Origin of the sequence: Actinokineospora iranica (assembly GCF_900101685.1) — a bacterium.
Taxonomy (GTDB): Bacteria; Actinomycetota; Actinomycetes; order Mycobacteriales; family Pseudonocardiaceae; genus Actinokineospora; species Actinokineospora iranica.
The window spans coordinates 31677-46988 of record NZ_FMZZ01000026.1 but is presented as its reverse complement, the minus strand read 5'-3'; the positions used below and the strand labels follow the sequence as shown (position 1 = coordinate 46988).

Genomic DNA, 15312 nt, shown 5'->3' with positions numbered 1-15312 from the left:
TGCGGGGAAACTCGCACGTCCGGTTCGGCGGGCGGGGCATGGAAACGTACCAGAAGCAATTCCGGCAACGCGCCATGCCCCGACCCACCATGGCTGTCACGGAGCAAGGTGGTGAAAACGCGCACGTTGAAGAAGTTCCGGAACGAGAGAACTGGTGCCAGGGTGGCACTGTTCGTCCCCAGTACCCCAGGATGGCGACAACTTCATCGTTGTCATCAGCAGTCCGAAAAGGATCGCGCCAAAGCCTTACGATGGCGCTTTGGCAGGCACGGAGGAAGCATGTCCAGGCTGAGCGCTGACCTTGTGCGCAAGTACGCCTGGGCGGAGCCACTTGCGCTTGAACTGGTTTGGGCCGTGACCGTCGTCGAGGGTAGTTCCCTGCCAACTGTCGTTCGCGCCTTCGGCGGTGACCCAAGCACACCAGAAGGAATGCTGACTTTTCGGGAGGCGGAACGGGAAGTACGGCGCTCCGCGAAAGAGTTCGGCGAGTTCTTCTTCTTTCAAGTGTTCACCCACGGTCGCTACGTGGTCGCGCTGGAAAACAACGGCTACAGTGGTGTTATCCCTGAATTGGGTCGCAGGGTTACGGCAGCGGGCGGGCGATACTTCAGTTACTTTCGAAATGACAACGGGGCAAGCAAACTCGTACAAGCGATCGATGGGCGGATAACCGCCTACCTTGAGCCGCTGTTCGCGGATGAGCCGCAGCAAATCGGCGAGATTCGGCCCGCGTGGATTGGCGGTGTGGGTATAGACACTGAAACGCTGTGGGCAACCTGCTTCGCGCTGTTGGAAGAACAAACCGGACTTGCCTTCGACCCCGACTGGTTCAACACGAAGCTACCCACGTACCGGATTCCTGACCCCTACAACCTGTTCAAGGACGTAGAAGGCGCAGACGTCCCGTAGTAACCTCACAGCGGGCGGAGAACGATCGGACCCACCCAAGCAAGACCCAAGCGAACCTCACCCCCACCGCACCAGTCGCACATCGTCAGCCTTCACGAACGCGACCCGGTGTCCAAACTGGATCTCGTAATACTTCTCTCCCCGAACCACGGCATGATTAGCCGGATCAAAAGAAGCAGCCCAGTAATACTCCGACGAAGTGTCCAACCCCACCGAATACCACTGCCGAGCCGAAAGCGTGTACTGCAACGGCACCACATTCTGCACTGGAATGTGCGCCGGATAAACCGCGGCCTCCGGATATGCCCGCCCGTACACCGGAATCGTCCTCGAGACCGGCGTCAGCAGCGTCCCCCGCACCGGAACCACGTCCCGACTCCGCAGCCACCCCTTCTGCCCCAGGTACCACACCGCGGTCCAAGCGCCCCGCCGCTCGGCGACGGCGAACCGCTGCCCCGTGTCCACCCGGCTCCCGTGGTCGGAGATGTGCATGGTCGCCGGGGAACCGTCCGGTCGCAGTCCCACATCCACCAGCAGCGGAGCGTCATCGCTGGGTGCGGCACGCAGGATCACCGACGTCGACCCCCGCGCCGGGCACAGCGCGCTCGGATTGGCGGTGTCGCATCCGAAGAACGCGGGTCGGTTGGAAGCGTAGTCCGGTTTGACCATCACCAGCGGCGACCACGGGCCAACCTCAGCCCGCAGCGGCGCGCCCAGCAGGTCGAAGTAGTGGCCCCAGTCCCAATAAGGCCCGGGGTCCCAGTGCATTCCGCGAACCGTGGCCGGAGTCGTCCCGGGAACATTGTCATGTCCGATTATGTGGGCCCGGTCCAGCGGAATCCGGTGCTTCGCGGCCAGATGCCGCACCAGTTTCGCCGATGTCCGGTACATCGCCTCGGTGTACCAGGAACCCTGCGCGGCGAAGCCCTCGTGCTCCAATCCGATCGATTTGGCGTTGACGTACCAGTTGCCCGCGTGCCAGCCCACGTCCTTGACCGGCACATGCTGGGCGATCAGCCCGTCCGCGCTGCGCAGCGAGTAGTGCCAGCTCACGTAGGTCGGGTCCTGCACCAGCCGCAGTGTCGTGTCCCAGGTCGCCTCGGTGTCGTGGATGACGATGTAGTCGATTTTCGCGCTGCTGGGCCGGTTCGCCTTGTCGTGGTTGCCGTAGTCGTTGTCCGGCAACTGTTGGTACGGCGCGGGAATCCAGTCGCAGGCCACGGTCGCGGGGCACTCGGTCGGACCGGCGACCGGCCCGCGCAAGCCCAGGCGCGTCACCGCGGCGGTGTCCGGGCGCGCCGAGGGCGCTGGGGCGAGGCGGACGCGGTGGCCGTCGTCGGTCACGCGCTCGACGCCTTGCCGCAGCACGGAAAACACCTCGTCCGCGAACGCAGAGGCAGCCCCGGCGGCGGTGGCCCCGCTGTAGCGCGCGACCGCCCCGTACCAGGCGCCCGGGTCGGCCGAGGAGCCGAACGGGCGCTGGTAGTGGGCGAGCAGCGCCGCGCCGCCGCGGATGTTGGCCGCCGGGTCCGAGCGCAGCACGGAAGCGTCCGTGCCGGTGAGGTCCGCGGCGAGTTCGATGGTCCGCAGCGCGGGGGAGTCGAAGTCGCCCTCGCCCGGTTCCGGGGTGAGCGTCTCCCGGGAGTCGTCGCCGCGCGGGTCTTCGGAGCCTTCGTCGTGATGGCTGCCGCCCGCGTTGGCCGCGACCACATCGGTGAGGTGCATCGGCCCGTACCCGGCGGCGGTGCTCGGCCGGCCGCCGTTGGCGTCCCACCTCGACTCCAGATAGGACACCGCGAGCAGCACCGGCTCCGGCACCCCGAACTCGGCGGCGGCCGCGCGGAACTGGCTCTGGCGGTCGGCGGGGGCGGCGGCGACCGGTGTCGCCGGGGCGGTCAGCGCGATGGTTGCGACGGCAAGGGCCAGGGTGCGCGACACGGGCGGCCTCCCGGACGTGGAGTGATCGTGAGGTCACTCTCCTGCCGGGTGGCCGCCCGCGTCAATCAGTTGCCCGATACGTACACAGTCGGTGTATCCGTCACACGCGGTGCAGGGTGGGATCGCGGTCCTCGACGACGAAGGTCGCCGCCGTCTCCGCCTGCGCGCCAGCGGTACGGACGTACGGCAGCACGCGGTAGTCCGCCCGCAACTCGTCGGCGGTGAACCGGGTCCGGATGTAGCCGCGCCGGTTCTTGGAGAACTTCAGGTGCGGGTTCTCCGCGAGCACGGTGGCGTTCGCGTCATCGTTGCCGTCGCCGCCGGAAGTGATTGACGTGGTAACGAATTCGGTCGCCACGCCCCGGGAGTCGGGCCGGTCGTGGCGCTCCTTGACCTCGGCCGCCCAGTGCCGGTGCACGTCGCCGGTGAGGACCACGCCGTTGCGCACCCCGCCGAGCCCGGCGGCCACCCGGTCGCGGCTGGCCTGGTACCCGTCCCAGGCGTCCATGCTGAACCCCTGCCGCTCACCGGCGGTCAGGTCGCGCTGGGCGAAGAACACCTGCTGGCCCAGCACGTCCCAGCGGGCCCGCGATGCGCGCAGGCCGTCGAGCAGCCAGCGCTCCTGCTCGGCCCCGGTGATGGTGCGGGCCGGGTTCAGCCGCTCCGCGCAGTCGATCTTCGTGCCGTCGCCGCAGGCCTGGTCGTCGCGGTACTGGCGGGTGTCGAGCATGTGGAACGTGGCCAGCGAGCCCCACCGGACGCTGCGGTAGAGCCGCATGTCCGTGCCCTGGGGACGGGCCGCCGCGCGCAGCGGCATGTTCTCGTAGTAGGCCTGGAACGCTGCCGCCCGCCGCCGCGGGAACGCCGGGTCCGGCTGCTCGGGCACGTCGTCGGCCCAGTTGTTCTCGATCTCGTGGTCATCGAAGACCACCAGCCAGGGGGCGACCCGGTGCGCCTCGCGCAGGTCGGCGTCGCTCTTGTACTGCGCGTGCCTGAGTCGGTAGTCAGCCAGCGTGCGGGTCTCCGGACCGACGACCGCACGCACGTCGGCGGCTTTGCCCGCGTACTCGTACTGGTAATCCCCCAGGTGCAAGACGAGGTCCGGGTTGTCCTCGGCGAGCCTGCGGTAAGCGGTGAAGTAGCCCTCGCCGTAGTGCGCGCACGACGCGAAGCACATGGTCAGGCCGGTGCCGACGGTCCCCGGCGCGGGGGCGGTGCGGGTGCGGCCGGTCTCGGAAAGGTGCTCCTGGACACGGAAGCGGTAGAAGTACTCGGTCCCGGGGCGTAGACCCGCGAGTTCAATGTGGACACTGTGTGCCGATTCGGGCCGGGCGAACTCCACGCCCGCGCGAACGACGTGGTGAAACCGCTCGTCCGTGGCCACTTGCCACCGCACGGGCAGCGCGCGGTCGGGCATCGCGCCTAACCCGTCGAGGGCAAGCGGGTCCTGGGCCAGCCGGGTCCACAGGACGACGCCGTCCGCGGACGGGTCGCCGGAGGCGATGCCGAGAGTGAACGGGTCGGAGAGCTTGCGGCTCGGGGTGGCCAGGGCGGGCGCGGCGAGCGCGGTCAAACCGAGCGCGGCAGCACTACCGACGAGCACAGAGCGACGGGTGGTGGGCATAAGAGGTGACCTCTCAGTTCGGTTTACCGCCCGCACGTTTGCACCGGGCCGTGTCGCTCGCCCCACGCCAGGATGAGAGGTCGGTGAAGCGCTACCGTCGGGCACGTGCATCCCGTGTTGTCGCTGCTGCGCGACCGAAAGGCCGAGGGCAGCCGCCCGGGTGGGCGCACCGACGGCCGCAGGCTGGCGCTGGCCATCGAGGGCGGCGGCAGCCGGGGCGCGTTCGCGGGCGGCATGGTCGCCGGGCTGGACGACCTCGGCCTCACCGACTGCTTCGACGCGGTCTACGGCGCCTCGGCCGGGACCCTCAACGGCGCGTGGTTTCTCGGCGGGCAGGCCCAGGTGGGCGTCCTCGGCTGGTCCGACCCGGCGGTGATGCGCCGGGTCACCAACCCGTGGCGGGCGCTGCGCCGGGGGCGGGTCGTGGACACCGAGCACCTGGTGCACGTGGTGTACGAGGCGGTGCCGATGAACTTCGCGGCGATCCTGGCCAACCCGATCACGTTCCACCCGCTGGCCACCGACGTGCGGACCGGCGCCGCGGTAGACCTGCGCCCGTACGTCCACGATCAGCGGACCCTGCAACTCGCGTTGCGCGCGAGCACCGGTCTGCCACTGCTTTCCGGTCGCCCGGTAGAGCTGGGCGACCGGTACTGGATAGACGCCGGTTTGGCGGAGGCCATCCCTTACCGGACGGCGGTAGCCGACGGCGCCACCGATGTGCTGGTGTTGCGGACCCGCCGCGCGGGGTGGACGGCGGAGTCGCCGTCCCGGCTGGAGACCGCGGTGGTCGCGGGCTATCTGCGCCGGGTGGCCCCGGGCGCGCTGGCGGGCTGGGTCGACCGGCACCACCGGCAGCGCGCCGATGACGAGCACCTGGCCGACCACCCGGCGATCCTCCAGGTGCGCCCGCCCGCGTCCGCGCCGGAGGTGCCCCGCCTTTCCCGCGACACCGACCTGCTGCGGCGCGCCGTCGAACTGGGCCGGGCGGCGGCGGTGGCCGCGCTCAGCTGACTTCGCGCCGCAGGCAGACCCGGGCGGCGGGGTCGAGTCCGATGGCGGCTTCCCGGTCTATCAGCCGTTGGAGGTCAGGAGTCGGCTCGATTAGCCGGAAACCAATCCGCCGGTAGTATGGAAAGTTCCATGGGACATCTCGGTAAGTCGTCAATGTGAGAGCACCCAGCCCGCGGGTCTTGGCCCAGTCGGATAGGTGATCGATCAACTTTTGGCCAAGCCGTTGTCCCCGGTATATCGGATCTACGCTTACCTGCGCGATGTGGGCGCATCCGCCGATCTCCTCGGCCAAGAGATACCCACCGACGCGGCCGGTCTCGGCTACCCAAGACCGGCCGAGAAAATCGCGCAGGTAGTCGTCGGGTGGCAGTGGGAAATCCGCGATAAAGGCCAGCCCGACATCGCGGAACTGGAGCCCGGCGGCGAACTCGATCTCGCGGAGCCGATCGAAGTCCGCCGGGCGCACCTGTCTGATCATCCGACCACCCTTTCCGTCGTCGGCCCGTTCGGCGGAGCGCACGGACCTGTGGTAGGCCACTTGGCCGCCGCAGGCGCTAGCCCGGACGGCCGACTTGTCATCACGCGCACAAGTCTCACCCCATGATCACAGCTTTGAGCAACAATTCACCTGATCGAAAAGACCGGCGTTGACACTAGTGGGTGAGTGCGATAGCAGTCTGTATGAGGGACTTCCCGCGTGGGTCATCGTTACTACTCGATCGGGTGATTTAGCTGATGATGCGCATCACATTTGGTCTGAATGTCGGCGTCAGCTTGCTGCCACGCGCGTTCGACCCCAGAGGGGGTGGATGCGCGGCCGCGAACCCGAAATCGATCCGTATTCGAGGAATGCGATGCTGACCGGCGGCCCGGTCGACCTCGAATCGTCTGGCGCCGCTTCGGGTGAGTTGACCGCACCCGACGTGCGCACCCTGCGCCCGCCCCGCTACGCCCGCGCGGGCGAGTGGTACCCGCAGCGACACCAGTGGGCCGACGTCGCGACCTGGCAGCGCGAGGTCGCCGACGTCTTCGCCGCGGGTGAGCGCTCCCGCCGGGCCCCGGTGGTCGCGGTCATCCGCATCGCCGAGCGCGACCGCATCATGGCCAGGTTCGGCCGCGCGGGCCTGGCCCAGGTGTACGACCGGGTCGCGGCCACGCTCAGCGCCGAACTCGCCCAGCACGAGCTCATCGGCCTCGACGAGCACGACGGCATCGTCGTGCTGCTGCGCGGCACCGCGGACCGGCAGGTCAGCCGCAGGCTCGGCGGCATGATCTCGCGGATCGCCCGGACCATCATCCGGCTGGGCGACCAGACCATCGAGGTCACCCCGATCTGCGGCTGGACCAGCGCGGTCATCGGCAAGGCCCCCGGCGACCTGCTGCGCCGCGCCATCGAGGCAGGCGACGTCGCGGGCACCCACCTCGACCTGATCCCGCGCCGCTGGCGGCCCGACCAGCCCGCGATCCCCAAGACCTTCCTGCCCAAGTCGGTGCGCAACACCCTGCAGGCGCTGCTGACCGTGGTGCTCGGCATGGTCGTGCCGTTCCTGGTGCTGCTGGGCATGTACCAGCTCGGCATCGACCTCGCGACGCCCGCGTATCTGCTGGTCACCTTGGCTCTCGTGGTGACATCCGCGCTGATCTGGGCCGAGGGCCTGCACGCGCTGGACCCGCCCAAGCTGCCCGCGGCCCCCGACCACTACCCGCAGGCGTCCGCCATCATCGCCGCGTACCTGCCCAACGAGGCCGCGACGATCATCGACACGCTGCGCGCTTTCCTGGCCCAGGATTATCCAGGCCGGTTGCAGGTAGTGCTGGCTTACAACACCCCGTATGACCTGCCGGTAGAGGACGAACTGCGGGCCCTGGCCGCCCGCGACCGCAGGCTGGTGCTGCTGCGCGTCGAAGGGTCCACCTCGAAGTCGCAGAACATCAACGCCGCGCTGCAGGTCGTCACCGGCGTGTTCACCGGCGTGTTCGACGCCGACCACCAGCCCAGCCCGGACGCCTACCGCCGCGCGTGGCACTGGCTCAACGCGGGCGCCGACGTCGTCCAGGGGCATTGCGTGATCCGCAATGGCGCCGAATCGTGGGTCTCGCGCACGGTGGCGGTGGAGTTCGAGTCCATTTACGGCGTCAGCCACTCCGGCCGGGCGCAGTTGCACCAGTTCGGCCTGTTCGGCGGGTCGAACGGGTTCTGGACCACCGCGGTGCTGCGGGACGTGCGGATGCACGGCCACATGCTCACCGAGGACATCGACTCGTCGTTCCGCGCCCTGCTCAGCGGCCACAAACTGGTCTACGACCCGCTGCTGCTCAGCCGTGAGCTGGCCCCGGTCACCATGCGCGCCCTGTGGAACCAGCGGATGCGGTGGGCGCAGGGCTGGAGCCAGGTGTCGCGTCGGCACCTCGCCGCCGCGCTGCGGTCCACCCAATTGAGCAAGCGCAACAAGATGGGCACCGCGTTCCTTCTCGGGTGGCGCGAGTTGTACCCATGGTTGTCGGTGCAAATGATTCCGGTGGTCGCGTTCCTGGCCTGGCGTGCAGGCGGTCCGCAGAACCTCGATTGGGCGATTCCCACATTCGTGCTAACGTCGCTCTACACGCTCTCGGCGGGCCCGGTGATGGTGCTATTCTCATGGCGGCTCGCGGCACCGGAAATCCGCAAGAACAAACGGTGGTTCGTGGCTTATCTATTTGTCTCGACCTTCTTCTACACCGAGATGAAAAACCTCATCAGCCGCGTCGCCCACATCAAGGAACTCCTCGGCGAGCGTCAGTGGATCGTCACCCCGCGGCAGTCGGGGTCGAAACGGGGCCCGTCATGACAGTGCCGAACCCCCAGCAGCCGAACCCCCAGCAGCCGAACGGCGGGCAGCCCGCGTCCGGACAGGCCAAACCCCAGCAGGGAAAGTTCAACCTGGAGGGGTACCGCGCGGTCGCGGCCATCGTGGTGGTCGTCTTCCACGCGTACCAGCACAACCGCTACGGCGAGCACTGGTTCTGGCCGCTGGAAGGCACGTTCTGGCACCACGCCCTGATGAACACGGACATGTTGGTCGACATGTTCTTCATCCTGTCCGGCTTCCTGCTCGGGTACCCCTACGCCAAGGCCGCCCTCGGCGTGGGCAAGCCGAAACCGGCCAGGGCTTTCCTGCTGCGCCGGGCAGTCCGGCTCATCCCGCTCTACCTGATCGTGGTCTTGGTTGTCTGGGCAATCAGCAATCCCGTGCTCCCCGGCGACTGGCGGGACCTGGTCCTGCACCTGACGTTCACCCACGTCTGGAGCAACGAGAAGATCTTCTACACCAACGGTCCTGCTTGGACTCTCGGCGTCGAGGCCTACTTCTATGTCCTCTTGGCCGTTCTCGGCGCCTGGGCGCAGCGGCGTCTCCCGCGTATGCGGTCCAAGAGCGCTCAGGTCACCGCGCTCCTGACCGGCACTGCGGTCCTCATCGCGATCAGCCTCGTCTACAAGTTCTGGGCCGTCTACGCGATGCGGTTCCCGGTGGACGGCTGGTCGATCTGGTTCAACCCGATCGCCAAGCTGGACATCTTCGCCATCGGCCTGCTGCTGGCCATCGCCTGCGCCGCGGGCCTGCGGTGGCCCAACGCGGGCGTGCGCACCCTCGTCGGCCTGTCCGGCGCGGGCGTGATCACCCTGGGGATCTGGCTGCGGTACAACCACATGCCGGAGACGTTCTCCCACACCTTCTTCGGCGCGGGCATCATGCTGGTCGTCGCCGCCACCGCGCTCAGCCTCGCCGACGGCCCCCGCTGGCTCCGCTGGGCGCCCATGGTCTCCCTGAGCACGGTCAGCTACAGCATCTACCTCTGGCACGAGCCGATCCTGCGCGTCATCGACGGCACCCGGCTCCTGCCCCGGCCCGGTGACCCGGCGGCCTTCTACGTCACCGCCGTGGTGCTGGTCGCCGTCGCGGTCCCCGTCGCGTACCTGAGCTACCGCGTCATCGAGGTCCCCGCCCAGCGCGTCATGGGCGCCTTCGACCGCCAGGGCCGCCCGCGCGACTACTACCTCCCCCTGCCCAGCGTGACCAGACCCGTCAACCCGAGCCACAACGGACACCTCTAGGCAAGAGCCCAGGTCACAACGTTCACTCGGACGAGTCCGGGGGGTCGTTGCAGCGTTAGCAGTCGCGTGGGTAGAGTGCTAGTTGCACGGCGCCAGTACCGCCCCGGCACCCGCGACGGCGGGGTGGCAGGAGCCGTAACGTGCGGCGTCGACATCGGTATCGCCATCGACACTGATTCGACACCGCGCGAGCTGTATCAGGTACCTGCCAACGCTTTCGACGACCCGTGGAGGTCACAGCGGTGAGCGTGAACATCAAGCCGCTCGAGGACAAGATCGTCGTCCAGGCGAGCGAGGCCGAGGCCACGACCGCCTCCGGTCTGGTCATCCCCGACACCGCCAAGGAGAAGCCCCAGGAGGGCAAGGTCCTGGCTGTCGGCCCCGGCCGGATCGACGACAAGGGCAACCGCGTCCCCGTGGACGTGGCGGTCGGTGACGTCGTCATCTACTCCAAGTACGGCGGCACTGAGGTCAAGTACAACGGCGAGGAGTACCTCATCCTCTCCGCTCGCGACGTGCTGGCCGTCATCAACTAAGACGTCCGGCTGACCAGCAGAGCGCCCCGGCGGCCCCGTTCGGGGCACCCGGGGCGTTCTCGCATACGAGAGGTAATCAATGCCCAAGCAGATCAATTTCGACGAGGACGCTCGTCGGGCCCTTGAGCGCGGGGTGAACAAGCTCGCCGACACGGTCAAGGTCACTCTCGGCCCGCGCGGGCGCCACGTCGTGCTCGCCAAGAAGTTCGGCGGTCCCACCGTCACCAACGACGGTGTCACGATCGCCCGCGAGATCGAGCTTGAGGACGCCTTCGAGAACCTGGGCGCCCAGCTCGCCAAGAACGTCGCCACCAAGACCAACGACGTCGCCGGTGACGGCACGACCACGGCGACCGTGCTGGCCCAGGCGCTGGTGCGCGTCGGCCTGCGCAATGTCGCCGCGGGCGCCAACCCGACCGCGATCGGCCGGGGCATCCAGGCCGCGTCCGACGCGGTGGTCGAGGCGCTCAAGGCGAAGGCCACCCCGGTCAAGGGCCGCGACAACGTGGCCCAGGTCGGCACCGTCGCCTCCCGCGACGCCTCGATCGGCGCGCTGCTCGGCGAGGCCATCGAGAAGGTCGGCGAGGACGGCGTGATCACCGTGGAGGAGTCCTCCACGCTGGCCACCGAGCTGGTCATCACCGAGGGCGTGCAGTTCGACAAGGGCTTCGTCTCCGCCCACTTCGCCACCGACGCGGAGGCGCAGGAGGCGGTCCTGGAGGACGCGTACATCCTGCTGCACCGCGAGAAGATCTCGGCGCTGGCCGACCTGCTGCCGGTCCTGGAGAAGGTCGCCGAGAGCGGCAAGTCGGTGCTGATCATCGCCGAGGACGTCGAGGGCGAGGCGCTGTCGACCCTGGTCGTCAACGCCCTGCGCAAGACGATCAAGGCCGTCGCGGTCAAGGCGCCGTTCTTCGGCGACCGCCGCAAGGCGTTCCTCGACGACCTCGCCGTCGTCACCGGCGGCCAAGTCATCGCGGCCGAGGTCGGCCTCAAGCTGTCCGAGGCGACCCTCGACTCGCTGGGCACCGCCCGCCGCGTCGTGGTCACCAAGGACGACACGACCATCATCGACGGCGGCGGCGACAAGGCCGACATCGCCGGGCGCGCCGAGCAGCTCCGCAAGGAGATCGAGGCGACCGACTCCGACTGGGACCGCGAGAAGCTCCAGGAGCGGCTGGCCAAGCTCTCCGGCGGCATCGCCGTGGTGAAGGTCGGCGCGGCCACCGAGACCGAGCTCGCCGAGCGCAAGCACCGCATCGAGGACGCCGTCGCGGCCACGAAGGCGGCCGTCGAGGAGGGCATCGTCCCCGGCGGCGGCTCCGCGCTCGTCCAGGTCGCCAAGGAGCTCGAGGGCGGCCTCGGCCTCACCGGCGACGAGGCGACCGGTGTCGCCATCGTCCGCGAGGCGCTGTCCGCGCCGCTGTTCTGGATCGCGGCCAACGGCGGCCAGGAAGGCGCGGTCGTGGTGAACAAGGTCCGCGAGCTGCCCTGGGGCCAGGGCTTCAACGCCGCCACGCTCACCTACGGCGACCTGCTCGCCGCCGGTGTCGTCGACCCGGTGAAGGTCACCCGCTCCGCGGTGGCCAACGCCGCCTCCATCGCGCGGATGGTCCTCACCACCGAGGTCTCCGTCGTGGAGAAGAAGGAAGACGAGCCCGCCGGTGGCCACGGGCACGGCCACGGCCACGGTCACTGACCAGCCAGGTAAAACGAAGGGCCCGGTCTCGCGACCGGGCCCTTCGCCATCGGGGGGTGTGGTGCCGTCTGAGGGGTGTTGTCGTCAAGTCTTGCCGGACCTCACTTGGCCACGGCCAGGGTGCGCTTGCCGGTTTTGATGATCGCCTCGCGTTCGGACTCCGAGAGCCCGCCCCAGATGCCGTAGGGCTCGTGCACGGCAAGCGCGTGGCTGCGGCACAGCGAGAGCACCGGGCAGGCGTGGCAGATGGCCTTGGCCTTGGCCTCTCGACGCGCGCGGGCCGGGCCGCGTTCCCCGTCGGGGTGGAAGAAGAACGCGCTGTCCATGCCTCTGCACGAGCCGTCCAACTGCCAGTCCCACACGTCGGCGTTCGGACCGGGGAGCCTGCGTGTGTCCGCCATGGCGGCCGCCTCCATGTCAGTGGGCTGGGAGAGTCAATACTCCATTCGGTGCAGCGCTTTACACGCTAGAACCGCGCCAATGCTTGTTCAAGGGTGATCGACTCATTGGTTGGTCGATTCAGCCGATCGGCATCACCCGGTAGACGCAGCGTGGTCGTGTATCCAGTTGCCGGACACCGCATGTCACCCGACGATGGGGGTATGGGGACCGCATCCGAGCCCGCGAGAACGGGCGGGTCGACCAAGGGGGATGTCGCCCTCGCGGACGTTTCCGGTGGTGGCACCGCCGTCGAGGACCCCGAGAACCCGGAGAAGCCCGAGGACTCCGAGGACTCCACCGACTCGACCGGCGTCGTCGCCGAGCCGCCGCTGCCGGTGGCCGCCGTCGCGCGCAGGCTGGGCATCGCCCCGTCGACGCTGCGCACCTGGGACCGCCGCTACGGCGTGGGCCCCACCGGGCACACCACCGGCAGCCACCGCCGCTACGCCCCGGGCGACATCGCCCGGCTGGAGATCATGCAGCGCGCGCTGCTCAAGGGCGCCGCGCCCGCGGAGGCCGCCGAGTACGCGCTGCGGGCCACCGGCGAGCCGGAGGAGCCGGACCGGGTCGCCGAGCGCGTCCCGGCAAATCAGTCAGCCAATCACTCGGCTAATCAGTCGGCCAATCAGTCGGCCAATCACCATGGGGGCAGGCGGCTGCCGCTGCCCGGCGGCTCACCCGCCGCCCGCGGCCTGGGGCGGGCGGCGATGGCGATGGACGACGAGTCGGTCCAGCGGATGATCGCCGACGCGATCGCGGCCGACGGGGTCGTCGCGGTGTGGGACGGCGTCGTCCGGCCGGTCTTGGCCGCGGTCGAGAGCCGGTGGGCGTACGCGGGCGACTGCGTCGAGATCGAGCACCTGGTCAACGAGTGCGTGTTGGCCGCGATGATCCGTGCCACACCTCTTGTGCCAAGACCGCGCAACCCGCGTCCGGTGCTGCTCTGTTGTGTGCCCGGCGAGACGCATAGCCTTCCGCTCTATGTGCTGCGCGCCGCTCTTGCCCGACGTGAGGTCGGCACGCTCATGCTCGGCGCGGCCGTCCCGGGCCAGGCCCTGGCCGCCGCGGTGCGCAGGACCGCGCCCGCCGCGGTCGCGATCTGGGCGCAGGTGCCCGGCCAGGCAGACGGCAGGACGCTGCTCGATGTGCCCAGGACCCGTCAGCGCGTGCACCTGTTCGCCTGCGGCCCCGGCTGGCTCGACGTCGACCTGCCCGGCCGCGCCGAGCGCCTCGACGACCTCGCGGGCGCGGTCGAGCGCATCGAGTCGTTCGTTCTCGGTGACCGGGACTCCACCACGTGAGTGACCCCGATTGGGCCCAGCCGTGGGACGCGGCTTTCGGCCCCACGCCCGGCTTGTGTCCCCCAGCCGTGGAGTCGGCGAATTCGCGGCCCCGGGAGTCCTGGCTGGCGGCGGTCGCTCTGGGTGGTCGGGGCTACTACGCCGCGGCCGCCGCGCGGCTGTGGCCGCTGGTCCGCGGACCCGACGCCGTGCTCGCCGCGCTGGCCGCGGCCGCCCTCGCGTCGCACCGCAGGCAACTCGGCGACCACGCGGGCGCCAGGAGCCTCGACGGGACCGGTCTGCGCGCCCTCGCCGACGCCGGTCTGCTGAACCCGGACGGCATCGACGCGGACCACTCCGATCGCGCGGGCGACCCAACCGCGTCCGAGGGCGCCGACGCCCGTGCCGCCCGGTCCGACGTCCTGCTCGGGCTCGCAGCCGACGCCGTCGGGCTCGGCCGCCCCGACGAGGCGCGCCGCCTGTTCGGAATCGAAGCCACCTCGGCCGACGCGGGCTGGCGCGCGGTGATCCGGCGCGGCTGGGTGGCCGCCGAGATCGAGTTGTCGGCCGGGCGCGCCGCCGCGGCCGTTGCGCCCGCGCGGGCGGCTGAGCGGGCCGCGGCGCGATCGGCGTCGGTCCGCCACCGGGCCAAGTCCGCGCTCGTGCTCGGCGCAGCGCTCGCGGCGGCGGGCGAGCGGGCGGCGGCCCGGGAGTCGATCACGGTCGCGCTGGCGGCTGCCCGGCGGCACGGGCTCCGGCCGCTGGTCTGGCCGTGCGCGCTCGTGCTGGCCGATCTCGACCCCGCCGGGGCGGACGGGCACCGGCGGGTCGCCGCCGCCGCCCTGCACTGTGTGTTACGACACGCCGACCCGGGTGCCCGCCGGTCGGCGGAATCGTCGCCATGGGTTCCTACCTGGATGTTTGTCCTTGCTCCGAACAGGTGAACACACCCAGACGGTCATCCGGCGGATTAGTTGACAGATTTACCACCGGATCGTGTCAAGGTTGGGCCCCCGGCGTCCGATAGGGAATTGGAACGTCACTCGGCTGCAGGAAGGAGTCCCCGTGACGACGGTCTTGATCTGCGACGACCGCCGCAGCGTCCGGGAAGGCTTGACCCGTGTCATGTCCGCTGTACCAGGGGTCAGTCGCATCGACTGCGTAGCGCACGGTGACGAGTTGCTCGCCCGCTTCTCCCGGCAGCCTGTCGATGTCGTCCTCGTCGGCACGCAGCGCGCGGTGCCCACCGGGGTCGAAGCGACTCGGCGACTCGTCTCCGCCAATCCCCAGGCGAACGTCATCGTCTTCGGCGCACCGGACGACGCGGGCAGTATCGCCGCGGCGATCGCGGGCGGCGCTCGTGGCTACCTGCGCTGGGACGCCTCGCGTCCCGAGCTGGTCGCCGCGTTGGCGCACACCTTGGCGAGCACTTCTGTGCCCGCGCCCAGGCAGCCCTCCGACCCAGGGGTGCAGCTCACCGACCGCGAACTCCAGGTTCTGCGCGGTATGAGCCAGGGCAAGAGCAACGGCCAGATCGGCCGTGAGCTGTATCTCTCCGAGGACACGGTGAAGACCCACGCGCGGCGGCTGTTCCGCAAGCTGGGTGTTCGGGACCGTGCGCAGGCAGTGGCTCACGGGTTCCGGCGCGGCCTGGTGTCCTGAGCGCTGTGCCCTCGGGCGCCGTGCCGCGCAAGGAACACGGCGCCGCAAGGTTCGCAGGGACTTAAGAGAACAGCGTCGGCGGCGAGCCGTGCGTGCCCGTGGCAAGACGGGCACGC

13 protein-coding genes are annotated in these 15312 nt (G+C 69.5%); 9 read left to right on the top strand and 4 right to left on the bottom strand.

Going from position 1 to position 15312, the window contains the following annotated elements; genetic code table 11:
* Positions 1–279: 279 nt before the first annotated feature.
* Positions 280–909: a DUF6461 domain-containing protein gene (locus BLS56_RS29760; protein WP_139191075.1), complete on the top strand. Its 630-nt coding sequence runs from the start codon at positions 280–282 to the stop codon at positions 907–909.
* 57 nt (positions 910–966) lie between these two features.
* Here the strand turns inward: BLS56_RS29760 and BLS56_RS29755 are convergent, their stop codons facing one another.
* On the bottom strand, positions 967–2847 hold the full coding sequence (locus BLS56_RS29755) for a peptidoglycan recognition protein family protein (RefSeq protein ID WP_091457797.1): 1881 nt from the start codon (positions 2845–2847) through the stop codon (positions 967–969).
* A 100-nt stretch (positions 2848–2947) separates the two neighbouring features.
* Positions 2948–4471, bottom strand: a complete 1524-nt coding sequence (locus BLS56_RS29750; RefSeq protein ID WP_091457794.1) for an alkaline phosphatase D family protein — start codon at positions 4469–4471, stop codon at positions 2948–2950.
* Between the two features lie 105 nt (positions 4472–4576).
* Between BLS56_RS29750 and BLS56_RS29745 the strand changes: the two genes are divergently transcribed.
* Positions 4577–5485: a patatin-like phospholipase family protein gene (locus BLS56_RS29745; protein ID WP_091457791.1), complete on the top strand. Its 909-nt coding sequence runs from the start codon at positions 4577–4579 to the stop codon at positions 5483–5485.
* Here the strand turns inward: BLS56_RS29745 and BLS56_RS29740 are convergent.
* Positions 5478–5963 (bottom strand): GNAT family N-acetyltransferase, encoded by a 486-nt coding sequence (locus BLS56_RS29740; protein ID WP_091457788.1) that lies wholly within the window; start codon positions 5961–5963, stop codon positions 5478–5480. The genes BLS56_RS29745 and BLS56_RS29740 overlap by 8 nt on opposite strands.
* A 376-nt stretch (positions 5964–6339) precedes the next feature.
* On the opposite strand from BLS56_RS29740, the gene BLS56_RS29735 reads away from it, so the two are divergent.
* The 4 genes from BLS56_RS29735 to groL all read left to right on the top strand — a co-directional run bounded on the left by BLS56_RS29735 (position 6340) and on the right by groL (position 11813).
* Positions 6340–8313 (top strand): glycosyltransferase family 2 protein, encoded by a 1974-nt coding sequence (locus tag BLS56_RS29735; RefSeq protein WP_091457786.1) that lies wholly within the window; start codon positions 6340–6342, stop codon positions 8311–8313.
* Positions 8310–9578, top strand: a complete 1269-nt coding sequence (locus tag BLS56_RS29730; protein ID WP_091457783.1) for an acyltransferase family protein — start codon at positions 8310–8312, stop codon at positions 9576–9578. Before BLS56_RS29735 ends, BLS56_RS29730 begins: the two co-directional genes overlap by 4 nt.
* Positions 9579–9820: 242 nt before the next feature.
* Positions 9821–10114: a co-chaperone GroES gene (gene groES, locus BLS56_RS29725; RefSeq protein ID WP_026316263.1), complete on the top strand. Its 294-nt coding sequence runs from the start codon at positions 9821–9823 to the stop codon at positions 10112–10114.
* Between the two features lie 79 nt (positions 10115–10193).
* Positions 10194–11813 (top strand): chaperonin GroEL, encoded by a 1620-nt coding sequence (gene groL / locus BLS56_RS29720; RefSeq protein ID WP_091457780.1) that lies wholly within the window; start codon positions 10194–10196, stop codon positions 11811–11813.
* A 101-nt stretch (positions 11814–11914) separates the two neighbouring features.
* On the opposite strand, the gene BLS56_RS29715 is transcribed toward groL, so the two are convergent.
* Positions 11915–12214: a WhiB family transcriptional regulator gene (locus tag BLS56_RS29715; RefSeq protein WP_091457813.1), complete on the bottom strand. Its 300-nt coding sequence runs from the start codon at positions 12212–12214 to the stop codon at positions 11915–11917.
* A 201-nt stretch (positions 12215–12415) separates the two neighbouring features.
* On the opposite strand from BLS56_RS29715, the gene BLS56_RS29710 reads away from it, so the two are divergent.
* The 3 genes from BLS56_RS29710 (at position 12416) to BLS56_RS29700 (ending at position 15196) form a co-directional block, all read left to right on the top strand.
* The gene (locus BLS56_RS29710; protein ID WP_091457776.1) at positions 12416–13555 is read left to right on the top strand and encodes a MerR family transcriptional regulator; all 1140 of its coding nucleotides are present in this window, start codon (positions 12416–12418) and stop codon (positions 13553–13555) included.
* Positions 13552–14478, top strand: coding sequence for a hypothetical protein (locus BLS56_RS29705; RefSeq protein WP_091457772.1), 927 nt, complete (start codon positions 13552–13554; stop codon positions 14476–14478). Before BLS56_RS29710 ends, BLS56_RS29705 begins: the two co-directional genes overlap by 4 nt.
* A gap of 121 nt (positions 14479–14599) precedes the next feature.
* Complete coding sequence (locus BLS56_RS29700) at positions 14600–15196, top strand: response regulator transcription factor (RefSeq protein ID WP_018682728.1); 597 nt, start codon at positions 14600–14602, stop codon at positions 15194–15196.
* Positions 15197–15312 lie beyond the last annotated feature (116 nt).

Excerpts from the sequence above, each read along its gene's own strand:
- BLS56_RS29760 (WP_139191075.1), top strand. The coding sequence starts at position 280 with ATGTCCAGGCTGAGCGCTGACCTTGTGCGCAAGTACGCCTGGGCGGAG.
- BLS56_RS29730 (WP_091457783.1), top strand. The coding sequence starts at position 8,310 with ATGACAGTGCCGAACCCCCAGCAGCCGAACCCCCAGCAGCCGAACGGC.
- BLS56_RS29710 (WP_091457776.1), top strand. The coding sequence starts at position 12,416 with ATGGGGACCGCATCCGAGCCCGCGAGAACGGGCGGGTCGACCAAGGGG.
- groL (WP_091457780.1), top strand. The coding sequence starts at position 10,194 with ATGCCCAAGCAGATCAATTTCGACGAGGACGCTCGTCGGGCCCTTGAG.
- BLS56_RS29740 (WP_091457788.1), bottom strand. The coding sequence starts at position 5,963 with ATGATCAGACAGGTGCGCCCGGCGGACTTCGATCGGCTCCGCGAGATC.
- BLS56_RS29750 (WP_091457794.1), bottom strand. The coding sequence starts at position 4,471 with ATGCCCACCACCCGTCGCTCTGTGCTCGTCGGTAGTGCTGCCGCGCTC.
- BLS56_RS29735 (WP_091457786.1), top strand. The coding sequence starts at position 6,340 with ATGCTGACCGGCGGCCCGGTCGACCTCGAATCGTCTGGCGCCGCTTCG.
- BLS56_RS29715 (WP_091457813.1), bottom strand. The coding sequence starts at position 12,214 with ATGGCGGACACACGCAGGCTCCCCGGTCCGAACGCCGACGTGTGGGAC.